The sequence below is a fragment of the Nonomuraea pusilla genome, from assembly GCF_900109355.1.
Taxonomy (GTDB): Bacteria; Actinomycetota; Actinomycetes; order Streptosporangiales; family Streptosporangiaceae; genus Nonomuraea; species Nonomuraea pusilla.
Genome location: NZ_FOBF01000004.1, coordinates 234,220 through 253,844, shown reverse-complemented (window position 1 = coordinate 253,844; position 19,625 = coordinate 234,220). Strand labels below are relative to the sequence as shown.

Below are 19,625 nucleotides of genomic sequence, written 5' to 3'. Positions count from 1 at the left end.
GACGACCATGAAGTCACGCCCCGGCCCCTCCCGCCTGCGCCCCTCCCTCGCCGTCGCCGCGACGGCGCTGCTCACCGCCGCGACGCTGGCGTCGGGAGCCGCGCCCGCCGCGGCGCAGGACGCGCCGTCCCAGAGCGTGCTGCGCCACCGGGCGCTGCACGGCGCGTCGATCGAGATCGACCCGACCTTCCCCTACTACAAGGACCGCTCCCCGGACAGCATCGCCGACGAGATCGCCCGCAACGGGTACACGGCCGTGCACTACTTCGTCGTCGACGAGAACCGGGTCGACGGCGAACTGGTCGCGGCGCTGCGCGAACGCGGCATCGCGGTCTGGGCGCTGACGCTGGCCTTCGGCTCGTACACGGTCGAGGGCTACCCGGCGGAGTGGCCGTCGTGGGAGCAGAAGCTGCTCAGCGCCTCGCAGCCCGGCTTCCACTCGTTCTCGCCCTGGAGCGCCGACTACCTGGCCTTCAAGAAGAAGTCGCTGGGCGACCTGATCAAGAAGTACCCGTTCGACGGCATCGAGCTGGCCGAGTCGTTCCTCCCCGACTGGAACGGCTTCACCTCCGGCTTCTACGGCGACCTGGGGCCGCTCGCCGAGGCGGCGTTCAAGGCCGAGTACGGCCTGGACATGCCGGACTTCACCGACCCCTCCTCGCCGAGGTACTACAAGACCGACACCGCCCGCTACGCCAAGTGGGTCGACTTCCGCGTGGCCGGGGTCAACCGCTTACTCGGCGACCTGGTCAGGGGCGAGGGCGGGCTGCGCTCGGCCCGTCCCGGCGTGCTGGTGGGGAGCTGGTCGGTGGCCGTGGACGCCGGGCCCGACTCGGTGCGGCTGGAACGCGAACTGCAGGCCGTGGACGCCCCTGCCATGATCGCCGCCGTCCGCCCGGACATCCACTTCATCCAGACGAACTGGCCCGACTGGCTCAAGCCCGACCTGGCCCCCGACTACATCAAGGGCTACCAGCCGTACGTGGACGAGATCCGGCGGAGCAACCCGGCGCTGCCGCTGGGCGTGCAGAACGACATCGGCTCCACCACCGGGACCGCGAGGGACCGCGCGTGGATCGGCGCGTTCTCCGACACGGCCTCCTCGATGGGGTTCTCCACCTGGACGGGGTACGAGTTCTCGCTGGCCAAGGCCATGTACACCGAGGCGCCCGAGGTGCGCGCCATCCGCTGCGACCGGGCGGCGGGCACCGTGGAGGTGAGCTTCCAGAAGCGGATCGACGCCGCGTCGGCCGCCCGCCCGGACAGCTTCGCCGTACGGACGCCCGCCGGACGGTCGCACGGCGTGCTGGGCGTCGAGGTGGACGGCAACATCGCGAAGCTGCGGCTGGACGGGCTGCCGCGCGGGCGGTTCGAGCTCGCGGTGCGGAACGTCAGCGACACCCCGTCGCTGTGGGTGTTCAACAAGACGCAGCAGCCCAACACGGTCGAGCCCGGCTACACGGCCGAGGGCCGCTGCACGGGATGACCGCGGCGGGCGCGGGCCGCGGGGTCGCCGCGGCCCGCTCCCCCCGCACGGGGTCAGGCGATCGAGATGGCTCCGGACGGGCAGAGGTTCACGGCGCGGCGCACGGCCTCATCGAGCTCTGCCGGCGGCTCCTTCTGCAGGAGCACCACCGTGCCGTCCTCCTCGCTCTGGTCGAACACCTTGGGCACCGTCAGGGCGCACATGCCCGCTCCGATGCATACCGACGTGTCAGCGTTGATGCGCATGGTGACCTACCAAGTGACAGGGAGGCGATGGACTCCGTAGATGCTCATGTCGGAGCGCATCGGCACCTCCTCGGGTGGTACCGCCAAGCGTAGGCCAGGCAGGCGGCGCAGCAGCGCGGGGTAGGCGATGCGCATCTCCACGCGGGCGAGCTGCTGCCCGAGGCACTGGTGGATGCCGTGCCCGAACGACAGGTGCCCTCCCGCGGGCCTGGTCAGGTCGAGCGTGTCGCCGCCGGGGAAGCGGTCGGGGTCGCGGTTGGCGGCGGGCAGGTGGAGGGTGACGGACTCCCCCGCCCTGACGAGGTGGCCGTCGATCTCGACGTCCTCGATCGCGGTCCTGATGGGCCCGAGGTGGACGATGGTGAGGTAGCGCAGCAGCTCCTCCACCGCGTTCTCGACGGCCCCCGGGTCGCCGCGCATGACGGCGAGCTGGCCGGGGTTGGTGAGCAGCGTGTACGTGCCCAGCGCGAGCATGTTCGCGGTGGTCTCGTGCCCGGCCACGAGCAGCAGGAACGACACGCCGGCGAGCTCGTCGTCCTTGAGCTCGCCGCCTTCGATGAGGCCGCTGATCAGGTCGTCGGCCGGGTGCTCGCGCTTGCGCCCGATGAGGTCGTGCAGGTAGGCGAAGACGCGGCCGATGGCGGCGATGGCCTCCTCGGCGCCGGTCTCCAGGTTGACCAGGATCTTGGAGTCGTCCTGGAAGCGGGCGCGGTCCTCGTACGGGACTCCGAGCAGTTCGCAGATGACCAGCGACGGGATGGGCAGCGCGAAGTCCTGCACCAGGTCGGCGGGCGGTCCGGCGGCCTCCAGCGCGTCGAGCGCGGAGGCGGTGATCTCCTCGATCCTGGGTTCGAGCAGCTTCATCCTGCGGACGGTGAACTGCCCGGTGAGCAGCTTGCGGTAGCGCGTGTGCTCGGGCGGGTCGGTCCGCAGGAAGAACCCCGGCGGCGTCTGGAACCCCCGCTCGCGGAGCTCCTTGCCGGCCGCGAACCGTCCCGGGATGGGCGGGTGCATGTTCTCGGGCCGGTTGCTGAAGCGCGAGTCGGCCAGCACGGCGCGGGCGGCGGAGTAGCCGGTGACGAGCCAGCCGACGTGGCCGTCGGCGTACGTCATCCGGTGCACGCCGCCCTGTTGTCGTAGCCGGGCGACCTCGTCGGGAGGATCGAGCGGCCGTTCGCGGACAGTGGGCAGGGCGGGCACGGTCAGGTCGGACATGCTGGGCTCCTTTCCTGGCTCACCTCCCAGAAAACCTCACGGAATGCAAACTTTCAATGGATGAAAAACATGGCGCCATGCAGTACAGTTCCGCCATGGTGGGTCTGCGGGAGCGCAAGAAGCAGCGCACGCGCCGGGCGCTGGTCGACGCCGCGCTCCGGCTGTTCGCCGACAAGGGCTACGAGGAGACCACGCTCGCCGAGATCGCCGCGGCGGCGGACGTGTCCACCCGCACGTTCTTCAGCTACTTCGCCAGCAAGGAGGACGTCCTCTTCTACGACGCCGAGGAGCGGATGGAGCGCCTCCTCGCCCTGGTCGCCTCCAGAGGGCCGCACGAGTCCCCCGCCGACCTGCTTGTGCGCCTCATCGACGAGATCGTCTACCGCTCCGGCGAGGAGGAGGACCTCACGCTGGAGGAGACCAGGCTCCGCATGCGGCTCATCATGAGCGTGCCGCCGCTGCAGGCGCGGGCGCTGTTCCTGCTGTTCGACACCCAGCTGCGGCTGGCCGAGGCGCTGTGCGAGGCGTACCCGGGGCGGCTCGGCCCCCTCGACGCGGCCGCCGCGGTGGGGGCGCTCACCGGCGCGGTGAAGCTGGCCGCGATGGCCGCCATCAGCCGGGGCGCCTCACTGCAGGAGATCTCGGACACCGCGCGCAGGGCGGCCGCGCTCGCCGCGTCCGGGCTGCGCTCCCTCGGCTGAGCCCCGCCGGTTCCTACCGGGCGGAGGCCAGCCGCGCCGCGACGACCCGCGCGGCGGGGCGCGGCACGTCGAGGAACGCCCGCAGGTCGCCGCCGCGCGACCGCATCAGGCCGGCCCCCGCCGCCGAGAACAGCGAGAGCGTGTGCCCCACCTGGTACGGCTCCAGCCCGCTCGCCCCCAGCGCCGCCCTGGCCTCGCCGAGCGGCACGGGCCGGTAGCCGACGGGCCGCCCGAGCGCCTCGGTGAGCAGCGCGGCGAGGTCCGCGCCGCCCAGCGCCGTCTCGCCCTCCAGCTCGTACGTACGCCCCGCGTGCCTGCGCGGCCTGCCGGCCGCGAGGTCGGCGTGGGTCTCGGCGGCGACGCGCACGGCGACGTCCGCGAGGTCGTCCCTGGCCACCACCGGCATGGCGCCGTCGGCGAGCGGCGCCGCGAGCACGTCTCCCACCGTGCCGGCGAGCGCCAGGTCGGCCAGCAGCTCGGCGTACAGCCCGTTGCGCAGGACCGTGACCTCGAACGGCGCCTCGGCGAGGCGGGCCTCGGTCCAGCGGTGCGCGAGCGCGATGGACAGGGGGTCGCCCGAGCCGGCCAGGCTGGTGTACACCACGTGCCGAACGCCCGCCTCGGCGGCGGCCCGCACGACGGCGCCGTGGCGGGCCAGCACGACGTCGTCCTCGGCGTACCCGGCCGAGACGAGGACCAGCACGTCCACCCCGGCGAACGCGCCGGGCAGCGTCCGCGGCCTGTCGAAGTCGACCAGGCGCACCCCGCCCGCCCCGCCGTCCCCCGCGCGGGAGCCGCCCGCCACCTCCAGGCCGCCGTGCGCGCGCAGACCGCGCAGGATCGAGCCGCCGAGCGCGCCGGAAACCCCGGTCACCAAGATCATGATTGGACACCCCTACTGTGGACGACGTGGATGGGTCGGTCGCCCCAGGATGGGGGCGGCACGCCACTCGGCGTAAGGAGGCACTCTCATGTCAGTCGGGCACACCGCGATAACCGCCCAGCTCAGCGGGCAGGCCGCGGCGCAGGAGGCCGGGCCGTGCGGTGACGACGACTGCGGGATCCGCGACGTCCTCGACCGTCTCGGCGACCGCTGGACGGTGCTCGTGGTCGTGGAGCTGGCCAAGGGCGTGCGGCGGTTCCGCGAGCTGCAGCGGGCGATCCCCGGGATCTCGCAGCGCATGCTGACGCTCACCACCCGCCGCCTGTGCAGGGACGGCCTGGTGGAGCGCACGGCGTACCCGACGATCCCGCCCCAGGTGGAGTACCGGCTGACCCCCATGGGTCACAGCCTGGCGGAGGCCGTGGCGAGCCTGGCCGACTGGTCGCGCGGCCACAAGGACGCCATCGCCGCGTCGCGGGCGCGCTGGGACGCCGAGCGGACGGGCTGAGCCCGCCCCCGCGCGGGGCGGGCGGGCGCGTCAGGCGCGGTGGAAGCGGCCCCGGACGTGCACCGGCACGCCGGTGCCGAGCAGGCCGGGCAGCACCTCGGCGACGTTCATCGGCAGGCGGACGCAGCCGTGCGAGGCCGGGTACAGCGGCACGGACAGCGCGCCGTGGAAGGCGATGCCGCCGTTGAAGAAGATCGGGTTGTACAGCCGCCCGAGGTACGAGGTGTGCCAGCCGCTCCTGCGCCAGGTCGTGCGGAAGTCGCCGGTGGGCGTGCTGGCCGAGCCGCAGAAGCGCTGCTTCCTGCCCTGCCAGGTGGCGGTCTCGCAGTACGGCACGCCGCTGCCGGACGAGATGTGGCTGATCAGCTTGGGCCGGCCGTCGACGTACAGGACCATGACCTGCTTGGTCAGGTTGACCTCGGCGCGGGTGGGCCTGCCGTTCTTCACGAGCACCTGCGGCGCCTTCGGCCGCTCCAGCGCCGCCCAGGTGGCCCTGGTGATCGTGCTGGTCGGCCTGATGCCGTTGACCTTCTGGAACGCCCAGACGGCGGCGAGGGTGGTGCCGCCGTACCTGCCGTCGGCCTTGCCGGGGAGGTAGCCCAGGCCGGCGAGGCGGTTCTGCATCCAGACCACGGCCTCGCCCCTGGCTCCGAGCTTCAGCGTCTTGACGGGCGCGGCGGCGAAGCGGGCGTACTCCGCCTGCTGGACGGTCGCGGAGCCGGTGACGGTCGCCGCGGCGGCCGGACCGGCGAGCGCGCCGGCCCCGGAGAGAGTCACGGAGAAAGTCACGGCGCCGGCCGTCAGGAGAGCGGCCATCGCGGGGAGCGGTCGCACTCGAACCACCTCTCATCTGCCCGGAATGTTCAAAAGACCCTACACCAGCGTCACGATCAGGTAATCGGGCCGTCAACCTGTTTAGAGTGTCCCCATGTCTGAGAAGTTGCCGGGGAACGCGGTGAAAGTCGACGCGGCGCTGCGCGCCCTGGGCGCCACGGGCGAGATCGTGGTGCTGCCGGAGAAGGCCCCGACGGCGGCCACCGCGGCCGCCCAGCTCGGCTGCGAGGTGGGAGCCATCGCCAACAGCCTGATCTTCGACGCCGACGGCGCGCCGCTGCTGGTGCTGACCAGCGGCGCGCACCGCGTGGACGTGGGGCTGATCGCGCGCACGGCCGGGGTGACCGAGGTGCGGCGGGCCACGCCCGAGTTCGTCCGGGCCGCCACGGGCCAGCCGATCGGCGGTGTCGCCCCGGTCGGCCACCCCGCCCCCGTGCGCACGCTGGTGGACAACTGGCTGAGCAAGCACGAGGTGGTCTGGGCGGCGGGCGGGCACCCGCTGACGGTGTTCCCGACGACGTTCGACGAGCTGGTGCGGATCACCGGGGGAACCCCGGTCGACGTCGAGTAATCTGCGACGGGTGATCGAGTTTCGCGGGGCGGGTCCGGCCGGTTTCACCGAACGGCTGGACACCGTGATCGACATTTACACCGCAGCCATGGATCCGCCTCGGGAGCAGATCGCCGGCCGTAAGACCATCATGCGAAATCACAGCACATATCCGTATTTCCAGTGCTATTTCGCAGAATTGCGGGATTCTCCGGGTGAGGGCGGCGCGCCCCGGCCGCCGATCGTCGTCGGCTTCGCGTACGGCTTCCGCGGCGCCCCAGGGCAGTGGTGGCACGACGTGGTGTACCGCGCCCTGGAGGAGCGCGCCGGCGAGGAGGCCGCCCACGCCTGGCTCGGGTTCGCCTTCGAGCTCGCCGAGATCCACGTCCACCCCGACCACCAGGGCAGGGGCATCGGGCGTGCCATGATCAGGACGCTGTGCGCGGGCCGCCCCGAGCGCTCGGCCGTGCTCTCGACGCACGACCGCCCCACCGCCGCCCGCCACCTGTACGCCGCCATGGGCTTCACCGACCTGCTGGCCAGGTTCGTCTTCCCCGGGGGCTACGAGGAGTACGCGATCATGGGCAGGCCCTTGCCGCTCGATTGATCTTTACCTTGCCCGCCGTTTGCCCGGGACGGCCTGCGGGCACGAATCATGACGGAAAGTAACCGTCTCATGACCCTTCGGGGTCGCCCCCCGCCCGTCACCCGCCCGGTCCCCCTGCGGACGGGTGGCGGGCTCCCCCATCACCTGGGTCAGGCGGGCTGGCGCACGTCCAGCCGCTGGAACACCTCGCGCGAGGCGCTCGACCTGTTGAACGTGATGAAGTGGATGCCCGGCGCGCCCTCGTCGAGCAGCCGCTGGCACAGCTCCGCGCCGTGCTCGATGCCGAGCGCCCGCACCGCCGCCGGGTCGTCGGCGACCGCCTCGAAGCGGGCCGCGACCTCGGCCGGGAACGGCGCCCCCGACAGCTGCTCGGACCTGGCGATCGTGCTCATCTGCGTGACGGGCATGATGCACGGGATGATCGGCGTGTCGCAGCCCTGCGCCTCGACCCGGTCGCGCAGCCGCAGGTAGTCGTCGGCCCTGAAGAACATCTGCGTGATCGCGAAGTCGGCCCCGGCCCGGCACTTGCGCACGAAGTACTCGGTGTCGGACTCGATGGACGGCGAGCGGGGATGCTTGTACGGGAACGCCGCCACGCCGACGCAGAAGTCGCCGGACTGGCGGATGAGGCGGACCAGCTCCTCGGCGTAGAGCACGCCCTCCGGGTGCTGGACCCACTCGCCCGTGACGTCGCCGGGCGGGTCGCCGCGCACCGCGAGGATGTTGCGCACCCCCGCGTCGGCGAAGCGGCCCACGAGGTGGCGCAGCTCGCGCACCGAGTGGTTGACCGCGGTGAAGTGCGCCACCGGCGTGAGCGTGGTGTCGTGGGCGAGGCGCTCGACGATGTCGACCGTGCGGTCGCGGGTGGAGCCGCCCGCGCCGTACGTGACCGACACGAAGGTGGGACGCAGGGACTCGAGCTCCCTGATGGCCCGCCACAGCTGACGCTCGCCCTCGTCGGTCTTCGGCGGGAAGAACTCGAACGAGAACGACCGGCCGCCGGAGGCGAGCAGTTCGCGGATCGTGGGGACACGATCGGGGAGGACCGAAGGTCGACCAAGCGCCATGACCCAAGGTTACGCCACAAGCCCGGACGGGAGATCCGAGACTCGCGGCCTGACCATTACGCTCAATGCATGACCAATGACGCAGCCAGCATGGGCACCTTGCGCGCGCACGTCGAGCAGGCACTCAGGGAGTTCGTCGAACGGCAGCTCCCCGCATCAGGCGACCCCGATCTGGAGCCGCTGCGCACCGCCGCCCACGAGCTGCTGGCGGGCGGCAAGCGGCTGCGTCCCGCGTTCTGCTACTGGGGCTGGCGCGGCGCCGGGGGCTCCGACGTGCCCGAGATCTTCACCGCCGCCGCGTCGCTGGAACTGCTGCAGGCCAGCGCGCTGGTGCACGACGACGTGATGGACAAGAGCGACCTGCGCAGGGGCATGCCGTCGGCGCACCGCCGCTTCCAGACGCTGCACGAGAAGGCGGACTGGCACGGCTCGGCCGAGCAGTTCGGCGAGGGCGCGGCGATCCTGCTGGGCAACCTGCTGCTCATCTGGTCGGGCGAGATGTGGCGCACCTGCGGCCTGCCGGCGCGCTCGCTGGCCGCCGCCCAGCCCGTGCACGACCACATGCGGACCGAGCTGATGTGCGGGCAGTACCTCGACCTGCTCGAACAGGCGCACGGCGAGAACACCTTCGACTCCGCGCTGCGCGTCGCGCTGTACAAGAGCGGCAAGTACTCGGTGGAGCAGCCGCTGCGGCTCGGGCTCGCGCTGGCGGCGGGCGAGCTGCTGCCGTGGATGGACGAGCTGTGCGCCGGCTACGGGCGGCGCGTCGGCATCGCCTTCCAGCTCCGCGACGACATCCTCGGCGTGTTCGGCGACCCGGCGCAGACCGGCAAGCCCGCCGGCGACGACCTGCGCGAGGGCAAGCGGACGATGCTCATCGCCCGCACCCTGGCCGCCGCCTCCCCCGCCGCGGCGGCGACGGTGCGCCGCCTGCTCGGCGACCCCGGCCTGGACGCGGACGGCGTCGCGGCGCTGCGGGAGATCATCGACGGCACCGGCGCGCTGCGCGCGTGCGAGGACCTGATCGGCGAGTACCTCGGGGAGGGCCTGGCCGCGCTGGAGGGGGCGCCCATCACGCAGGAGGCGCGTACGGCGCTGACCGAGCTCGCCATCGCCGCCACCTCCCGCAGGACGTGACGCCCGCCCGCCAAGAGGGCCCGCGGAGAAGGAGAAGGCCGGCCCCGGTGGGGGCCGGCCTGAGGACGGGGAGCACGCGGCGCGGGCCGGCCGCGTGAACGGGGGTCAGCGGCCCGGCCGCCGCGTGGTCGGGCTCAGCGGGCCAGCCGCTTGGCGAACTCGGCCGCGGCCGCGCCGGGGTCGTCGGCCTCGGTGATCGCCCGCACGACGACCACCCGGGTCACGCCGTACGCCATGACCTCGTCGAGGGTGGCCAGGTCGATGCCGCCGATGCCGAACCACGGGCGGTCGGCGCCCAGCGACGCGGCGTGCCTGAGCAGCGCCGGGCCGGGCGCGTGGCGGCCCGGCTTGGTCGGCGTCGGCCAGATCGGGCCGCAGCAGAAGTAGTCGACGCCCTCCTCCACGGCCGCGGCGGACGCCTCGGCCATGGAGTGGGTGGACCGTCCGATGAGGAGGTCGTCGCCGAGTATCTCCCGGGCGACGGTCACGGGAAGGTCGTCCTGCCCCAGGTGGAGCACGTCGGGCCGGGCGGCGTACGCGATGTCCGCCCGGTCGTTGACCGCGAGGAGCCTGCCGTGCCGGTCGCAGGCGTCGCGGAAGACCTCGAGGAGGGCGAGCTCCTCGCGCGCCTCCAGGCCCTTCTCCCGCAGCTGGACGATGTCCACGCCCGCCGCCAGCACCGCGTCGAGGAACTCCGCCAGGTCGCCGCGCTCGCGGCGGCCGTCGGTGCAGAGGTAGAGGCGGGCCCCGGCGAGCGCCTCAGAAAGCGAGGGCTTGGGCACGCCGCTTGACCTCCGTGTGGCGACCCGCCTTGATCGCGTCCATCGGCGTGCCGGGCAGGGAGTCGTCTGGAGTGAAGAGCCAGCGCAGGGCCTCGACGTCGTCGTAGCCGGCGTCCTGGAGCACGGTCAGCGTTCCGGGCAGCCCCTTGCGCACATCCTTTCCGTCGAGGAAGACCGCGGGCACGTGCGGCCCGCCGCTGCCGCGGCGCACGCCGAGCAGCTTGTGGTCCTTGAGAAGTTGCTTGACCCGGCCCAGCGGAAGCTCGAGGCGCGCGGCCACTTCGGGGAGGCTGAGCCACTCGTCGACGAGCTGCTCGGTCTCCCGGTCGATCTGTGCAACAGAAAGCGTCACGGAACCACAACTACCACATGCCGTGGTGGCTCAAACAACACAGTCTCGCAGGGCGACATCTGGATCTACCAGGCGTTCCGCGTCGAGGCGGTGCCCCGCCTCGATGATGCGCCGGCCCTGGACGAGATCGCGCGGACGGTCGACCGCGAGAACCGCGGCGAGGGTGTCGCCGGCCGTGAGCCAGCAGGCCGACCACTTGCCCTCGGGCTCGCCACGGTACACCAGCCGCTCGCCCGCCGGGTGGTGCCCGGCGTACTGCAGCATGTGCCCGAACTGCTCGGACCAGAAGTACGGCACCGGGTCGTAGACGGCGTCCTCACCCAGCAGCGTCGCCGCGGCGACCTCGGGGGCGTGCAGCGCGGTGTCCCAGTGCTCCACCCGCAGCCGCGACTGGAAGCGGCGCGACCACCAGGCGGCGCAGTCGCCCGCCGCCACGACGTTCGGCAGGGAGGTGCGCAGGTGCTCGTCGGTGACGACGCCGTTGTGCAGGTCGATCTCGGCGCTCGCCAGCCACTCCACGGCCGGGCGCACCCCGATGCCGGTGACGACGACGTGCGCGTCGACGAACTCGCCGCCGACCAGCTCGACGCCGCCCTCCCGCACCTCGTGGACCATCGTGCCGAGGCGCAGGTCGACGCCCTCGTACCAGCCGGTGGTGCGGGCGCCGAGCTCGGGGCCGAGCGCGTGGGCGAGCGGCGCCTCGCCCGCCTCGATCACCGTCACCGCGCAGCCGGCGCGCCGGGCGGCGGTGGCGACCTCCGCGCCGATCCAGCCCGCGCCGATGACCGCCACCCGCGCGCCGGGCACCAGCAGGGCGCGCAGCTCGTGGGCGTCGTCGAGGGTGCGCAGGACGTGCTGGGGGCCGTCGCCCGGCAGCGTGATCGGCTCGGCGCCGGTGGCGATGACCAGGCCGTCGTAGCCCAGATCGCCCTCGGTGGTCTCCACGGCGCCGTCGCGCAGCGCCTTGGCGGAGACGCCCGCCCAGAAGTCGACCTCGAGCGCCGACAGGTCGGTGTCGACGAAGCTGGAGTCGGCGTCGCCGAGCAGCACCGCCTTCGACAGCGGCGGCCGGTCGTACGGACGGTGCCGTTCCTGCCCGATGAGCGTGATCCGGCCCGCGAACCCGCGCGCCCGCAGCGCCTCGACACTGCGGACGCCCGCGAGCCCCGCTCCCACCACCACGACATGCTTCACGCCCATGACCATAACGGGGCGGGTGCGGGCGCGTCGCGGGGAGGCCGTAGGCTGGGGGCCGTAAGACGCGCGGGAGTCCGGCCGTAACCGGGCTGAGAGGAAGGCTTCACCAGGGCCTTCGACCGCAAGACACCTGATCCGGATCATGCCGGCGAAGGGAGCGCGCATGGACGTCACGGATGTCATGGATGTCGTCGTGGGCGGCGGGGTCGTCGGGCTGGCGGTCGCCTGGCGGCTGGCCCGCGAGGGGCGGCCGGTGACGGTGGTCGATCCCGCCCCGGCCTCGGGGGCCTCGCACGCGGCGGCCGGCATGCTCGCGCCGGTCAGCGAGGTGACCTACACGGAGGCGCCGCTGCTGCGGCTCGGGGCGGCCTCGCTGCGCCGCTGGCCGTCCTTCGCCGCGGAGCTGGCGGCCGACGCGGGGCTCGGCGACCCGGCGCGGGCGCTCGACCTGCGCGCCGACGGCACCCTCGACGTGGCGTTCGGCGCCGACGACCTGGCGGCGCTCGACGAGCTGGCCGCGTTCATGGAGAAGCTGGAGCTGCCGGTCGAGCGGCTGACCGGCCGCGAGTGCCGCCGGCTGGAGCCCATGCTCGCCCCCTCGGTGCGCGGCGGGCTGCTCGCGCCCGGCGACGCCTGGGTCGATCCGCGCCGCGTCACCGCGGCGCTGCTGGCCGCCCTGCACCGGCTCGGCGTGCCGCTGGTGCGGGCGCGGGTGGCCGGCCTGCTGCGCGACGGCGACCGGGTCACCGGGGTGCGGCTGGCCGACGGCCCCGGCGGGACCGGCCTCCAGGAGAGCGGCCCTCGGGAGATCGGCCCCCGGGAGATCCGGGCGGCGAACGTCGTGCTCGCGGCGGGCGCGTGGAGCGGCGAGCTGCTCGACCTGCCGGTGCGGCCGGTGAAGGGCCAGATCATGCGCCTGCGGTCGCCGCAGCCGCTGCTCGGCCGGTGCGTGCGCGGGATGGTCCACGGCGCGCCGGTCTACCTGGTGCCGCGGGGCGACGGCGAGCTGGTGCTCGGGGCCACGCAGGAGGAACTGGGCTTCGACACGCGGGTGACGGCGGGCGGCCTGTACGAGCTGCTGCGCGACGCCAGGGAGCTGGTGCCCGGCGTGACGGAGCTGGAGGTGGCGGACATGGTGGCGGGGCTGCGCCCCGGCACGCCGGACAACCTTCCGCTGATCGGGCCCGCCGGCGTGCCGGGGCTGGTCCTCGCCACCGGCCACCACCGGGGCGGCGTCCTGCTCACCCCGCTGACGACGGACCTGGTGCTGGACGCCCTGACGGCCGCGGGCGGCGGGGCGCGTGAGACGGAGACGGGCGAGACGGGCGAGCTGGCGGAGCTGTGCTCGCCCAGGAGGTTTCAGGAAACTTCATGATTGTGATGATCAACGGGACCGCGCACGAGGTCCCCGACGGCACGACCGTGGCCCAGGCCGTACGGACCCTCACGACGGCCACCGCCGGCGTGGCGGTGGCCGTGAACGACGAGGTGGTCACGCGCGGCTCGTGGGAGACGACGGCGCTGAGCGACAGCGACCGCGTCGAGGTGCTGACGGCGGTGCAAGGTGGATGAGCTGACCATCGCCGGGGAGTCCTTCTCGTCCCGGCTCATCATGGGCACCGGCGGCGCGCCGTCGCTGGACGTGCTCGACCAGGCCCTGGAGGCGTCAGGCACGGAGCTGACCACGGTGGCGATGCGGCGGCTCGACCCGGCGGCGCGCGGCTCCGTGCTGGACGTGCTGCGCAAGCGCGACATCAAGGTCCTGCCGAACACGGCCGGCTGCTTCACCGCGGGCGAGGCGCTGCTGACGGCCCGGCTGGCCAGGGAGGCCCTCGGCACGAACTGGGTCAAGCTGGAGGTCATCTCCGACGAGCGGACCCTGCTGCCCGACCCGATCGAGACGTTCGACGCGGCGGAGCGGCTGGTGGCCGAGGGGTTCGTGGTGCTGCCGTACATCGGCGACGACCCGGCGCTGGCGCGCCGCCTGGAGCAGGCGGGCTGCGCGGCGGTGATGCCGCTCGGCGCGCCGATCGGCTCGGGGCTCGGCATCCGCAACCCGCACAACATCGAGCTGATCGTGGAGGCCGCGTCGGTCCCCGTGATCCTCGACGCGGGCATCGGCACCGCCTCCGACGCCGCGCTGGCCATGGAGCTCGGCTGCGACGCGGTGCTGCTGGCGACGGCCGTCACGCGGGCGCAGCGGCCCGACACGATGGCGGCGGCCATGCGGGCGGCCGTGGAGGCGGGCAGGCTCGCCCGGCTCGCGGGCCGCATCCCCCGCCGCCGCTACGCCGAGGCCTCCTCCCCCATGACCCCCTGACGACCCCCACGCCGGGGGGCGGCGGCTCCCCTGCCGCCGGCCCCCCGAAACCCCGGAACACCTTGTGCGTCGGGCACGTATCGGCATCGGTTTCGGGTGGCGAGGCGGTGCCAGTGCCGAAACGCCCGTAAACTCAGCGGGGTGGATACGACGACAGCGGACCCCCTGGTCGGGCGGCTTCTCGATGGGCGCTACCGCATCGAGAGCCGGCTTGCCCGGGGCGGGATGGCGACCGTCTACCTGGCGCTCGACGTCCGGCTCGACCGGACCGTCGCGCTGAAGGTCATGCATCGCTCCCTCGCCGACGACCCCGCGTTCGTGCGCAGGTTCATCGGCGAGGCCAAGTCGGTCGCGAGCCTCTCGCACCCCAACGTCGTGCACGTCTTCGACCAGGGCACCGACGGCGAGATCGTCTACCTGTCGATGGAGTACGTGCCGGGCAGGACGCTCCGCGACATCCTGCGCGAGCGCGGCCGCATGCCGGCCCGCGAGGCCCTGGAGATCATGATCCCGGTGCTCGCCGCCCTGGGCGCGGCGCACTCGGCGGGCATGGTCCACAGGGACGTCAAGCCCGAGAACGTCCTGATGACCGACGACGGCCGGGTCAAGGTCGTGGACTTCGGCCTGGCCAAGGCCATCGAGGCCACCAACCAGACCCGTACGGGCGTGCTGATCGGCACGATCGGCTACATGGCGCCCGAGCAGGTCATGACGGGCGCCGCCGACGTCCGCAGCGACGTCTACGCCGCGGGCATCATGCTGTTCGAGCTGGTCACCGGCCAGCAGCCGTACGACGGCGAGACGCCGATGTCGGTCGCCTACCGGCACGTCCACGACACCGTGCCGCTCCCGTCGTCGATCGTGCCCGACGTGCCGCCGCCGATCGACGCCCTGGTCGCCCACGCCACCGCACGCGAGCCCCACGACCGCCCGGCCGACGCGTCGGCGATGCTGGTCGAGGCCGTCGAGACGCACCGGGCGCTGCCGCGGCTGACCACCCCTCCCGCGTCCCACTCGCAGCCGCACGCGAGGCCGGCCTCCGGCGCGCACTCCGTGCCGCAGCCGACCCAGGCCCTCCCGCAGGCGGCGCACTCGCAGCCGCACGCGGCCCATTCGGCCCACTCGGCCCCCTCGGCGCCGATGGCGGCGCCGAGCCACACCATGATCCAGCCGCGTGTCGAGGCGCCCGAGCGCCGGCGCGGCTTCCGGCCGAGCTGGTTCCTCGTGGCGCTGGCCGCCGTCATGGCGGTGGCGGTCGGCGTCACCGCCTGGTTCTTCTCTCGCCCCACCCTCGTCATCGTCCCCGACCTGGTCGGCAAGGACATGGCGCTGGCCGAGCAGAGCGCCGCCAGGCTGGGGTTCAAGGTGCGCAAGGCCGAGGGCCGCTACGACGAGAAGGTGCCCGCCGGCCTGGTGCTGAGCATGGAGCCGGTGGCGAAGACCGAGGTGGAGAAGGGCACCCAGATCACGCTGGTGCCCTCGCTCGGCGCCAAGCGCATCGTGGTCCCGAACGTGGCCGGCATGAGCCAGAACGACGCCCGCCTGGCCATCGCCGCGGCCGGCCTCACCGTGGGCGCGGTCAAGCGCCTGCCCGACGAGCAGGTCGAGCGCGACAAGGTGATCCGCACCTCGCCGCAGGTGGGCGAGAAGGTCAAGGAAGGCGCGAAGGTCGGCATCTACGTCAGCGCGGGCCTGGTGATGCCCGACGTGAGCAACATGCCGAAGGACGAGGCGGCCGCCTACCTCGGCGGCCGGGGCTTCCAGGTGCAGGTCAACGAGGTCGACGACGACGCCGAGCCGTGCACCGTCATCGCGCAGTCGCCGAAGGCCAGGTCCGAGGTCGACAAGGGCGCCGTGGTGATGGTCACCGTGGCCCGTTGCCAGACCGACTTCTGGCAGTGGTTCAACGGCGACAACGAGGCCCGCGACGACCAGGACGTCCGCCTGGTGCCCGCGGTGATCGGCAAGAACGTCAAGGACGCCAAGGCCGACCTGGAGGCGCTCGGCTTCCACGTACGGGTGAACCGGCTGAGCAACGGCGGCGTGGTGCAGTTCCAGCGGCCGCTGCCGAACAGCGAGCGGCCGCCCGGCACCACGGTCTACCTCTGGCAGTGACCCCGTGATCCCGCCCGCGCGGCGGGCGGGATCAGGCGGGATGCCCGAACAGGCGCACCCTGGCCAGCCCGCCGTCGGGGTGGATGTCCACGCGCACCGACGCCACGGGCTCGGTGTGGCGCAGCGTGAAACGGTGGAGCGTGTCGGGCCGCAGCGGGGTCCGCGGCAGCAGCTCGATCTCGCGGTCGTCGCCGCCGGGGCCCGGCGGGAGGCCGGTCAGCGCCACCTCGGCGGGGGCGTTGTGCACGAGGTTGGCGGTGTCGATCTCGGCGAGCCTGACGCGGCCGGGCGCGGCCAGCCGGATGACCAGCCACTCGTTGCCCGGCTCGCGGCGGCGCGCGGTCTCCCAGCCCTCCGCCTGGTGGCGGGCCAGGCCAGGGGCGATGACGTTGTGCGGCGCCGAGTAGAAGGCGTCGGAGCAGGCGGTGACGAGCCCGCCGTTGGCCAGCGCCGCCAGGTCGAGGCCGAGCCCGTCGTAGACGGACAGGTCGGCGCGGGGCTCGCCGTGCACGCGCAGCCTGGCCACGCCGCCGTCGGGGTCGATCGCGAGCCGTACGTGGGTGTACCTGGCCTCGTCGGCGACGGGGAAGAGGTGCTCGGCGTCGCCGGTGAGCGGGCTCCTCGGCACGAGGGTCGTCCAGCGGGCGGCGGCCAGCTCGGACGGCGACGGGTGGCCGTCCGCCTCGGTGGCCTCGACCCAGGCGTGGGGCGGGTGGTTGCCCGTGAACCAGGCGGTGTCGATGACGACGCCGCGGACGACGCCGGGCAGGCCGAGCCGTACGAGCGCCCAGTCGTGGCCGGGTGAGCGGCGGCGGCGCGTCTCCCAGCCGTCGTAGACCTGCCCCTTGCCGCCGAACGTCTCCGGGGTGAAGCCGGGGCGGCCCGGCCTGATGAGGTTCTCCTTCTCGGCGAACGACTCGTCGCTCGCGGCGACGACCGCGCCCCCGAACGTCCGCAGGGCCAGGTCCGGCAGGCTGGTGAAGTCCGGCATCTACTCTGCTCCCAGGAGGAATCGCCCGTGTGGTAGGCCGTCCACCGGCCTGCCGCGCAGCCAGGTGGTCAGGACGGCGCCCCGCAGGGTCCGGCCGTGGTACGGGGTGACGGGGTTCCTGTGGTGCAGGCGGGCGGCGTCGACCCGGACGGCCGCGTCCGGGTCGAAGGCCACGAGGTCGGCGTCGCGGCCCGGCGCGATCGCACCCTTCCCCGGCAGCCCGGCGAGCTCCGCAGGCCGCTCCGCCATCCAGCGGACGACGTCCGGCAGCCCGAAGCCGCGGCGCGACGCCTCCGTCCAGACGGCGGGCAGGCCGAGCTGCAGCGAGGAGACGCCGCCCCAGGCGGCGGCGAAGTCGGGCACCTTGAGGTCGGGCGTCGAGGGCGAGTGGTCGGAGACGACGCAGTCGAGCACGCCCCTCGCCAGGCCGTCCCAGAGCAGGTCCCGGTTGGCCCGCGAGCGGATCGGCGGGCAGCACTTGTACGCGGTCTCCCCCTCGGGCACCTGCTCGGCGTCGAGGGTCAGGTAGTGGGGGCAGGTCTCGGCGGTGATGCGCACGCCGCGCGCCCTGGCCGCCTCCAGGACGTCCAGGCACGCGGCGCTGGAGACGTGCAGGACGTGCACCCGCGCCCCGGTCCGCGCCGCCTCCTCGGCCAGCGACTCGACCGCGCCGCGCTCGGCCGCGTCCGGCCGCGACTCCAGGAACTGGCGGTAGGAGGGGCCGCCCGGCTCGCGCAGCAGCGCCGGGTCCTCGGCGTGCACCACGACCAGCCCGCCGAACCCGGCCGCCTCCGTCAGCGTCGCGCGCAGCTCCGCCGGGCTCAGCGGCGGGAACTCGTCCACGCCCGACGGCGACATGAAGCACTTGAAGCCGCGCACGCCCCTGTCGTGCAGCGGCCTCAGCTCCTCGACGTTGCCCGGCACGGCGCCGCCCCAGAACGCGACGTCAACGTGGCAGCGGCCCTCGGCGGCCCGCAGCTTCGCGTCCAGGGCGTCGGGCGAGACCGTGGGCGGCAGCGCGTTGAGCGGCATGTCCACGATCGTGGTGACGCCGCCCGCCGCGGCGGCCCTGGTGGCCGTCTCGAAGCCCTCCCAGTGGGCGCGGCCCGGGTCGTTGACGTGGACGTGCGTGTCGACCAGGCCGGGCAGGAGCGCCAGATCGCGCAGATCGACGTCCTCGGGGGCGGCGAGCGGCGCGCCGTACGGCTCGACCGCGGCCACGCGCCCGCCCCGGACGGCGACGGCCGCGGCCCGCTCCCCCTCGGGCGTGACCACCCGGCGGGAGCGGACCACGAGCTCGTACGCGGTCACCGCACCGCCCCCAGGTGTTCGGCGGCGACGCGCGCCGCGAGGCGTTCGAGCAGCTCCCCCGCCTCTGCCATGCAGCGGGCCGGGTCGGGCTCCAGGTCGGTGAGGGCGTAGGCGGCCTCGATGCCGACCGCCTTCAGCTCCTCGTCGGTGAGCGTGCGCCGCCCGCAGACCGCGACCACGGGCACCCCCGCCTTCGCGGCGGCCTGGGCGATGCCGACCGGGGCCTTGCCGCGCAGCGACTGCTCGTCGAGCGAGCCCTCGCCGGTGACGACCAGGCGGGCGTCGCGGACCAGCTCGCCGAAGCCGAGCAGGTCGAGGAGGTAGGCGATGCCAGGACGGAGGTCGGCGCGCAGGAAGGCCAGCGCGGCGAAGCCGATGCCGCCCGCCGCGCCCGCGCCCGGCGCGCCCGCCACGCCCATCGGCCGGGGGATGTCGTCGTGCTCGACCGCGCCCACCAGCCCGTGCGTACGGGTGGCGACGGCGGCGAAGCGGGACAGCGCCGACTCCAGGACCTTGACGTCGTCGGGGGTGGCGCCCTTCTGGGGGCCGTACACGGCGGCGGCGCCGAACGGGCCGAGCAGCGGGTTGTCCACGTCGCTCGCCACCACGAACTCCACGCCGGAGACGTCCAGGAAGCCGGTGACGTCGATCCGGTCGAGCGCCTTCAGGGCGGCGCCGCCGGGCGGCAGGTCGTGCCCTTCGGCGTCGAGCAGGCGCGCGCCGAGCGCCTGCACCATGCCCGCGCCGCCGTCGGTGGTGGCGCTGCCGCCCAGCCCGAGCACCACGCGGCGGGCGCCCCGCCGCACCGCGTCGGCGATCAGTTCGCCCGCGCCGTGGCTGGTGGCGGTCAGCGGCTCAGGGGCGCCGGGCAGCCTGCGCAGCCCCGACGACTCGGCCACCTCGATCACGGCCGTGGGGACGCCGCCGCCCTCCGCCGACGGCGCGCCGGCGGGGCGCCAGGCGTACGAGGCGGTCACCGGCTGCCCGGTCGGGCCCGTCACCTCGACGGTGACCCGGGTGAAACCGCAGGCCACGGCGGCGTCCACGGTGCCGTCACCGCCGTCGGCGACGGGCAGCTCGACCGCGGGGACGCCGAGCCCCGCCGCCACCCTGGCCGCCACCTCGGCCGCCGTCAGCGACCCCTTGAACTTGTCCGGCGCGACAAGCACCTGCTGAACCACTGCGAACTCCCACACGGTCGGGACATTGAGCGTCCTTCATCATCACACCTCCCGCCCCGGCGACCGTCACCGCGTCGCTCAGGGGCACGGGCACGAGGCGGGCGCGAGCCGGGCTAGGCTCCCGGCGGGACGTACGGACCGGC

Annotated in this window: 21 protein-coding genes and 1 riboswitch; of the genes, 10 read left to right on the top strand and 11 right to left on the bottom strand. The window is 73.8% G+C overall.

Annotated elements, in window-relative coordinates; translation table 11 throughout:
* Positions 1 to 7: 7 nt before the first annotated feature.
* Entirely contained in the window at positions 8 to 1,486 is a 1,479-nt protein-coding gene (locus BMX74_RS10205) for a hypothetical protein (protein WP_218153928.1), read from the top strand.
* A 53-nt stretch (positions 1,487 to 1,539) separates the two neighbouring features.
* Here BMX74_RS10205 and BMX74_RS10200 read toward each other — a convergent pair whose 3' ends face one another.
* Positions 1,540 to 1,731 (bottom strand): ferredoxin, encoded by a 192-nt coding sequence (locus BMX74_RS10200; protein WP_055503146.1) that lies wholly within the window; start codon positions 1,729 to 1,731, stop codon positions 1,540 to 1,542.
* A gap of 6 nt (positions 1,732 to 1,737) precedes the next feature.
* Complete coding sequence (locus tag BMX74_RS10195) at positions 1,738 to 2,946, bottom strand: cytochrome P450 (protein WP_055503147.1); 1,209 nt, start codon at positions 2,944 to 2,946, stop codon at positions 1,738 to 1,740.
* 77 nt (positions 2,947 to 3,023) lie between these two features.
* Here BMX74_RS10195 and BMX74_RS10190 point away from each other — a divergent pair, with 77 nt between their 5' ends.
* Positions 3,024 to 3,647 carry a TetR/AcrR family transcriptional regulator gene (locus BMX74_RS10190; protein WP_256256861.1) on the top strand — a complete coding sequence of 208 codons (624 nt, stop codon included), beginning with the start codon at positions 3,024 to 3,026 and terminating at the stop codon, positions 3,645 to 3,647.
* 13 nt (positions 3,648 to 3,660) lie between these two features.
* Here BMX74_RS10190 and BMX74_RS10185 read toward each other — a convergent pair whose 3' ends face one another.
* The gene (locus BMX74_RS10185; protein WP_055503148.1) at positions 3,661 to 4,530 is read right to left on the bottom strand and encodes a Rossmann-fold NAD(P)-binding domain-containing protein; all 870 of its coding nucleotides are present in this window, start codon (positions 4,528 to 4,530) and stop codon (positions 3,661 to 3,663) included.
* 88 nt (positions 4,531 to 4,618) lie between these two features.
* Here BMX74_RS10185 and BMX74_RS10180 point away from each other — a divergent pair, with 88 nt between their 5' ends.
* Positions 4,619 to 5,038, top strand: a complete 420-nt coding sequence (locus tag BMX74_RS10180; protein ID WP_091099867.1) for a winged helix-turn-helix transcriptional regulator — start codon at positions 4,619 to 4,621, stop codon at positions 5,036 to 5,038.
* Between the two features lie 30 nt (positions 5,039 to 5,068).
* Here the strand turns inward: BMX74_RS10180 and BMX74_RS10175 are convergent, their stop codons facing one another.
* Entirely contained in the window at positions 5,069 to 5,815 is a 747-nt protein-coding gene (locus BMX74_RS10175) for a L,D-transpeptidase family protein (RefSeq protein WP_256256860.1), read from the bottom strand.
* A 151-nt stretch (positions 5,816 to 5,966) separates the two neighbouring features.
* Between BMX74_RS10175 and BMX74_RS10170 the strand changes: the two genes are divergently transcribed.
* Positions 5,967 to 6,443: a YbaK/EbsC family protein gene (locus BMX74_RS10170; protein ID WP_055503151.1), complete on the top strand. Its 477-nt coding sequence runs from the start codon at positions 5,967 to 5,969 to the stop codon at positions 6,441 to 6,443.
* Between the two features lie 178 nt (positions 6,444 to 6,621).
* Positions 6,622 to 7,029, top strand: coding sequence for a GNAT family N-acetyltransferase (locus tag BMX74_RS10165; protein ID WP_236714695.1), 408 nt, complete (start codon positions 6,622 to 6,624; stop codon positions 7,027 to 7,029).
* A 149-nt stretch (positions 7,030 to 7,178) separates the two neighbouring features.
* Here the strand turns inward: BMX74_RS10165 and metF are convergent, their stop codons facing one another.
* Positions 7,179 to 8,096 (bottom strand): methylenetetrahydrofolate reductase [NAD(P)H], encoded by a 918-nt coding sequence (gene metF, locus BMX74_RS10160; protein ID WP_055503153.1) that lies wholly within the window; start codon positions 8,094 to 8,096, stop codon positions 7,179 to 7,181.
* A gap of 69 nt (positions 8,097 to 8,165) precedes the next feature.
* On the opposite strand from metF, the gene BMX74_RS10155 reads away from it, so the two are divergent.
* Positions 8,166 to 9,233, top strand: coding sequence for a polyprenyl synthetase family protein (locus BMX74_RS10155; RefSeq protein WP_091099862.1), 1,068 nt, complete (start codon positions 8,166 to 8,168; stop codon positions 9,231 to 9,233).
* Positions 9,234 to 9,367: 134 nt separating this feature from the next.
* Here BMX74_RS10155 and thiE read toward each other — a convergent pair whose 3' ends face one another.
* Genes thiE through BMX74_RS10140 form a run of 3 tightly spaced genes read right to left on the bottom strand, consistent with a single transcriptional unit; the run spans position 9,368 to position 11,561 of the window.
* Positions 9,368 to 10,015 carry a thiamine phosphate synthase gene (gene thiE, locus BMX74_RS10150; protein WP_091099860.1) on the bottom strand — a complete coding sequence of 216 codons (648 nt, stop codon included), beginning with the start codon at positions 10,013 to 10,015 and terminating at the stop codon, positions 9,368 to 9,370.
* A complete protein-coding gene (locus tag BMX74_RS10145; RefSeq protein WP_055503156.1) occupies positions 9,993 to 10,367 on the bottom strand; it encodes an Rv2175c family DNA-binding protein in 375 nt (124 codons plus the stop codon). Before BMX74_RS10145 ends, thiE begins: the two co-directional genes overlap by 23 nt.
* A 30-nt stretch (positions 10,368 to 10,397) precedes the next feature.
* The gene (locus tag BMX74_RS10140; protein WP_420538121.1) at positions 10,398 to 11,561 is read right to left on the bottom strand and encodes an NAD(P)/FAD-dependent oxidoreductase; all 1,164 of its coding nucleotides are present in this window, start codon (positions 11,559 to 11,561) and stop codon (positions 10,398 to 10,400) included.
* Between the two features lie 59 nt (positions 11,562 to 11,620).
* Positions 11,621 to 11,738, top strand: a riboswitch (TPP riboswitch).
* Between BMX74_RS10140 and thiO the strand changes: the two genes are divergently transcribed.
* The 4 genes from thiO (at position 11,728) to pknB (ending at position 15,999) form a co-directional block, all read left to right on the top strand.
* Entirely contained in the window at positions 11,728 to 12,939 is a 1,212-nt protein-coding gene (thiO, locus tag BMX74_RS10135) for a glycine oxidase ThiO (RefSeq protein ID WP_091099857.1), read from the top strand. Its footprint overlaps the riboswitch before it by 11 nt.
* A complete protein-coding gene (thiS, locus tag BMX74_RS10130) occupies positions 12,936 to 13,136 on the top strand; it encodes a sulfur carrier protein ThiS (protein ID WP_055503158.1) in 201 nt (66 codons plus the stop codon). The genes thiO and thiS overlap by 4 nt, the downstream gene beginning before the upstream one ends.
* Complete coding sequence (locus BMX74_RS10125; protein ID WP_055503159.1) at positions 13,129 to 13,884, top strand: thiazole synthase; 756 nt, start codon at positions 13,129 to 13,131, stop codon at positions 13,882 to 13,884. Before thiS ends, BMX74_RS10125 begins: the two co-directional genes overlap by 8 nt.
* A gap of 141 nt (positions 13,885 to 14,025) precedes the next feature.
* Entirely contained in the window at positions 14,026 to 15,999 is a 1,974-nt protein-coding gene (gene pknB / locus BMX74_RS10120) for a Stk1 family PASTA domain-containing Ser/Thr kinase (protein WP_055503160.1), read from the top strand.
* Positions 16,000 to 16,030: 31 nt separating this feature from the next.
* On the opposite strand, the gene alc is transcribed toward pknB, so the two are convergent.
* Genes alc through BMX74_RS10105 form a run of 3 tightly spaced genes read right to left on the bottom strand, consistent with a single transcriptional unit; the run spans position 16,031 to position 19,470 of the window.
* Positions 16,031 to 16,990 carry an allantoicase gene (gene alc / locus BMX74_RS10115; RefSeq protein WP_091099853.1) on the bottom strand — a complete coding sequence of 320 codons (960 nt, stop codon included), beginning with the start codon at positions 16,988 to 16,990 and terminating at the stop codon, positions 16,031 to 16,033.
* Entirely contained in the window at positions 16,991 to 18,301 is a 1,311-nt protein-coding gene (gene allB, locus BMX74_RS10110) for an allantoinase AllB (RefSeq protein ID WP_055503162.1), read from the bottom strand.
* A complete protein-coding gene (locus tag BMX74_RS10105; protein ID WP_091100148.1) occupies positions 18,298 to 19,470 on the bottom strand; it encodes a glycerate kinase in 1,173 nt (390 codons plus the stop codon). Before BMX74_RS10105 ends, allB begins: the two co-directional genes overlap by 4 nt.
* Positions 19,471 to 19,625 lie beyond the last annotated feature (155 nt).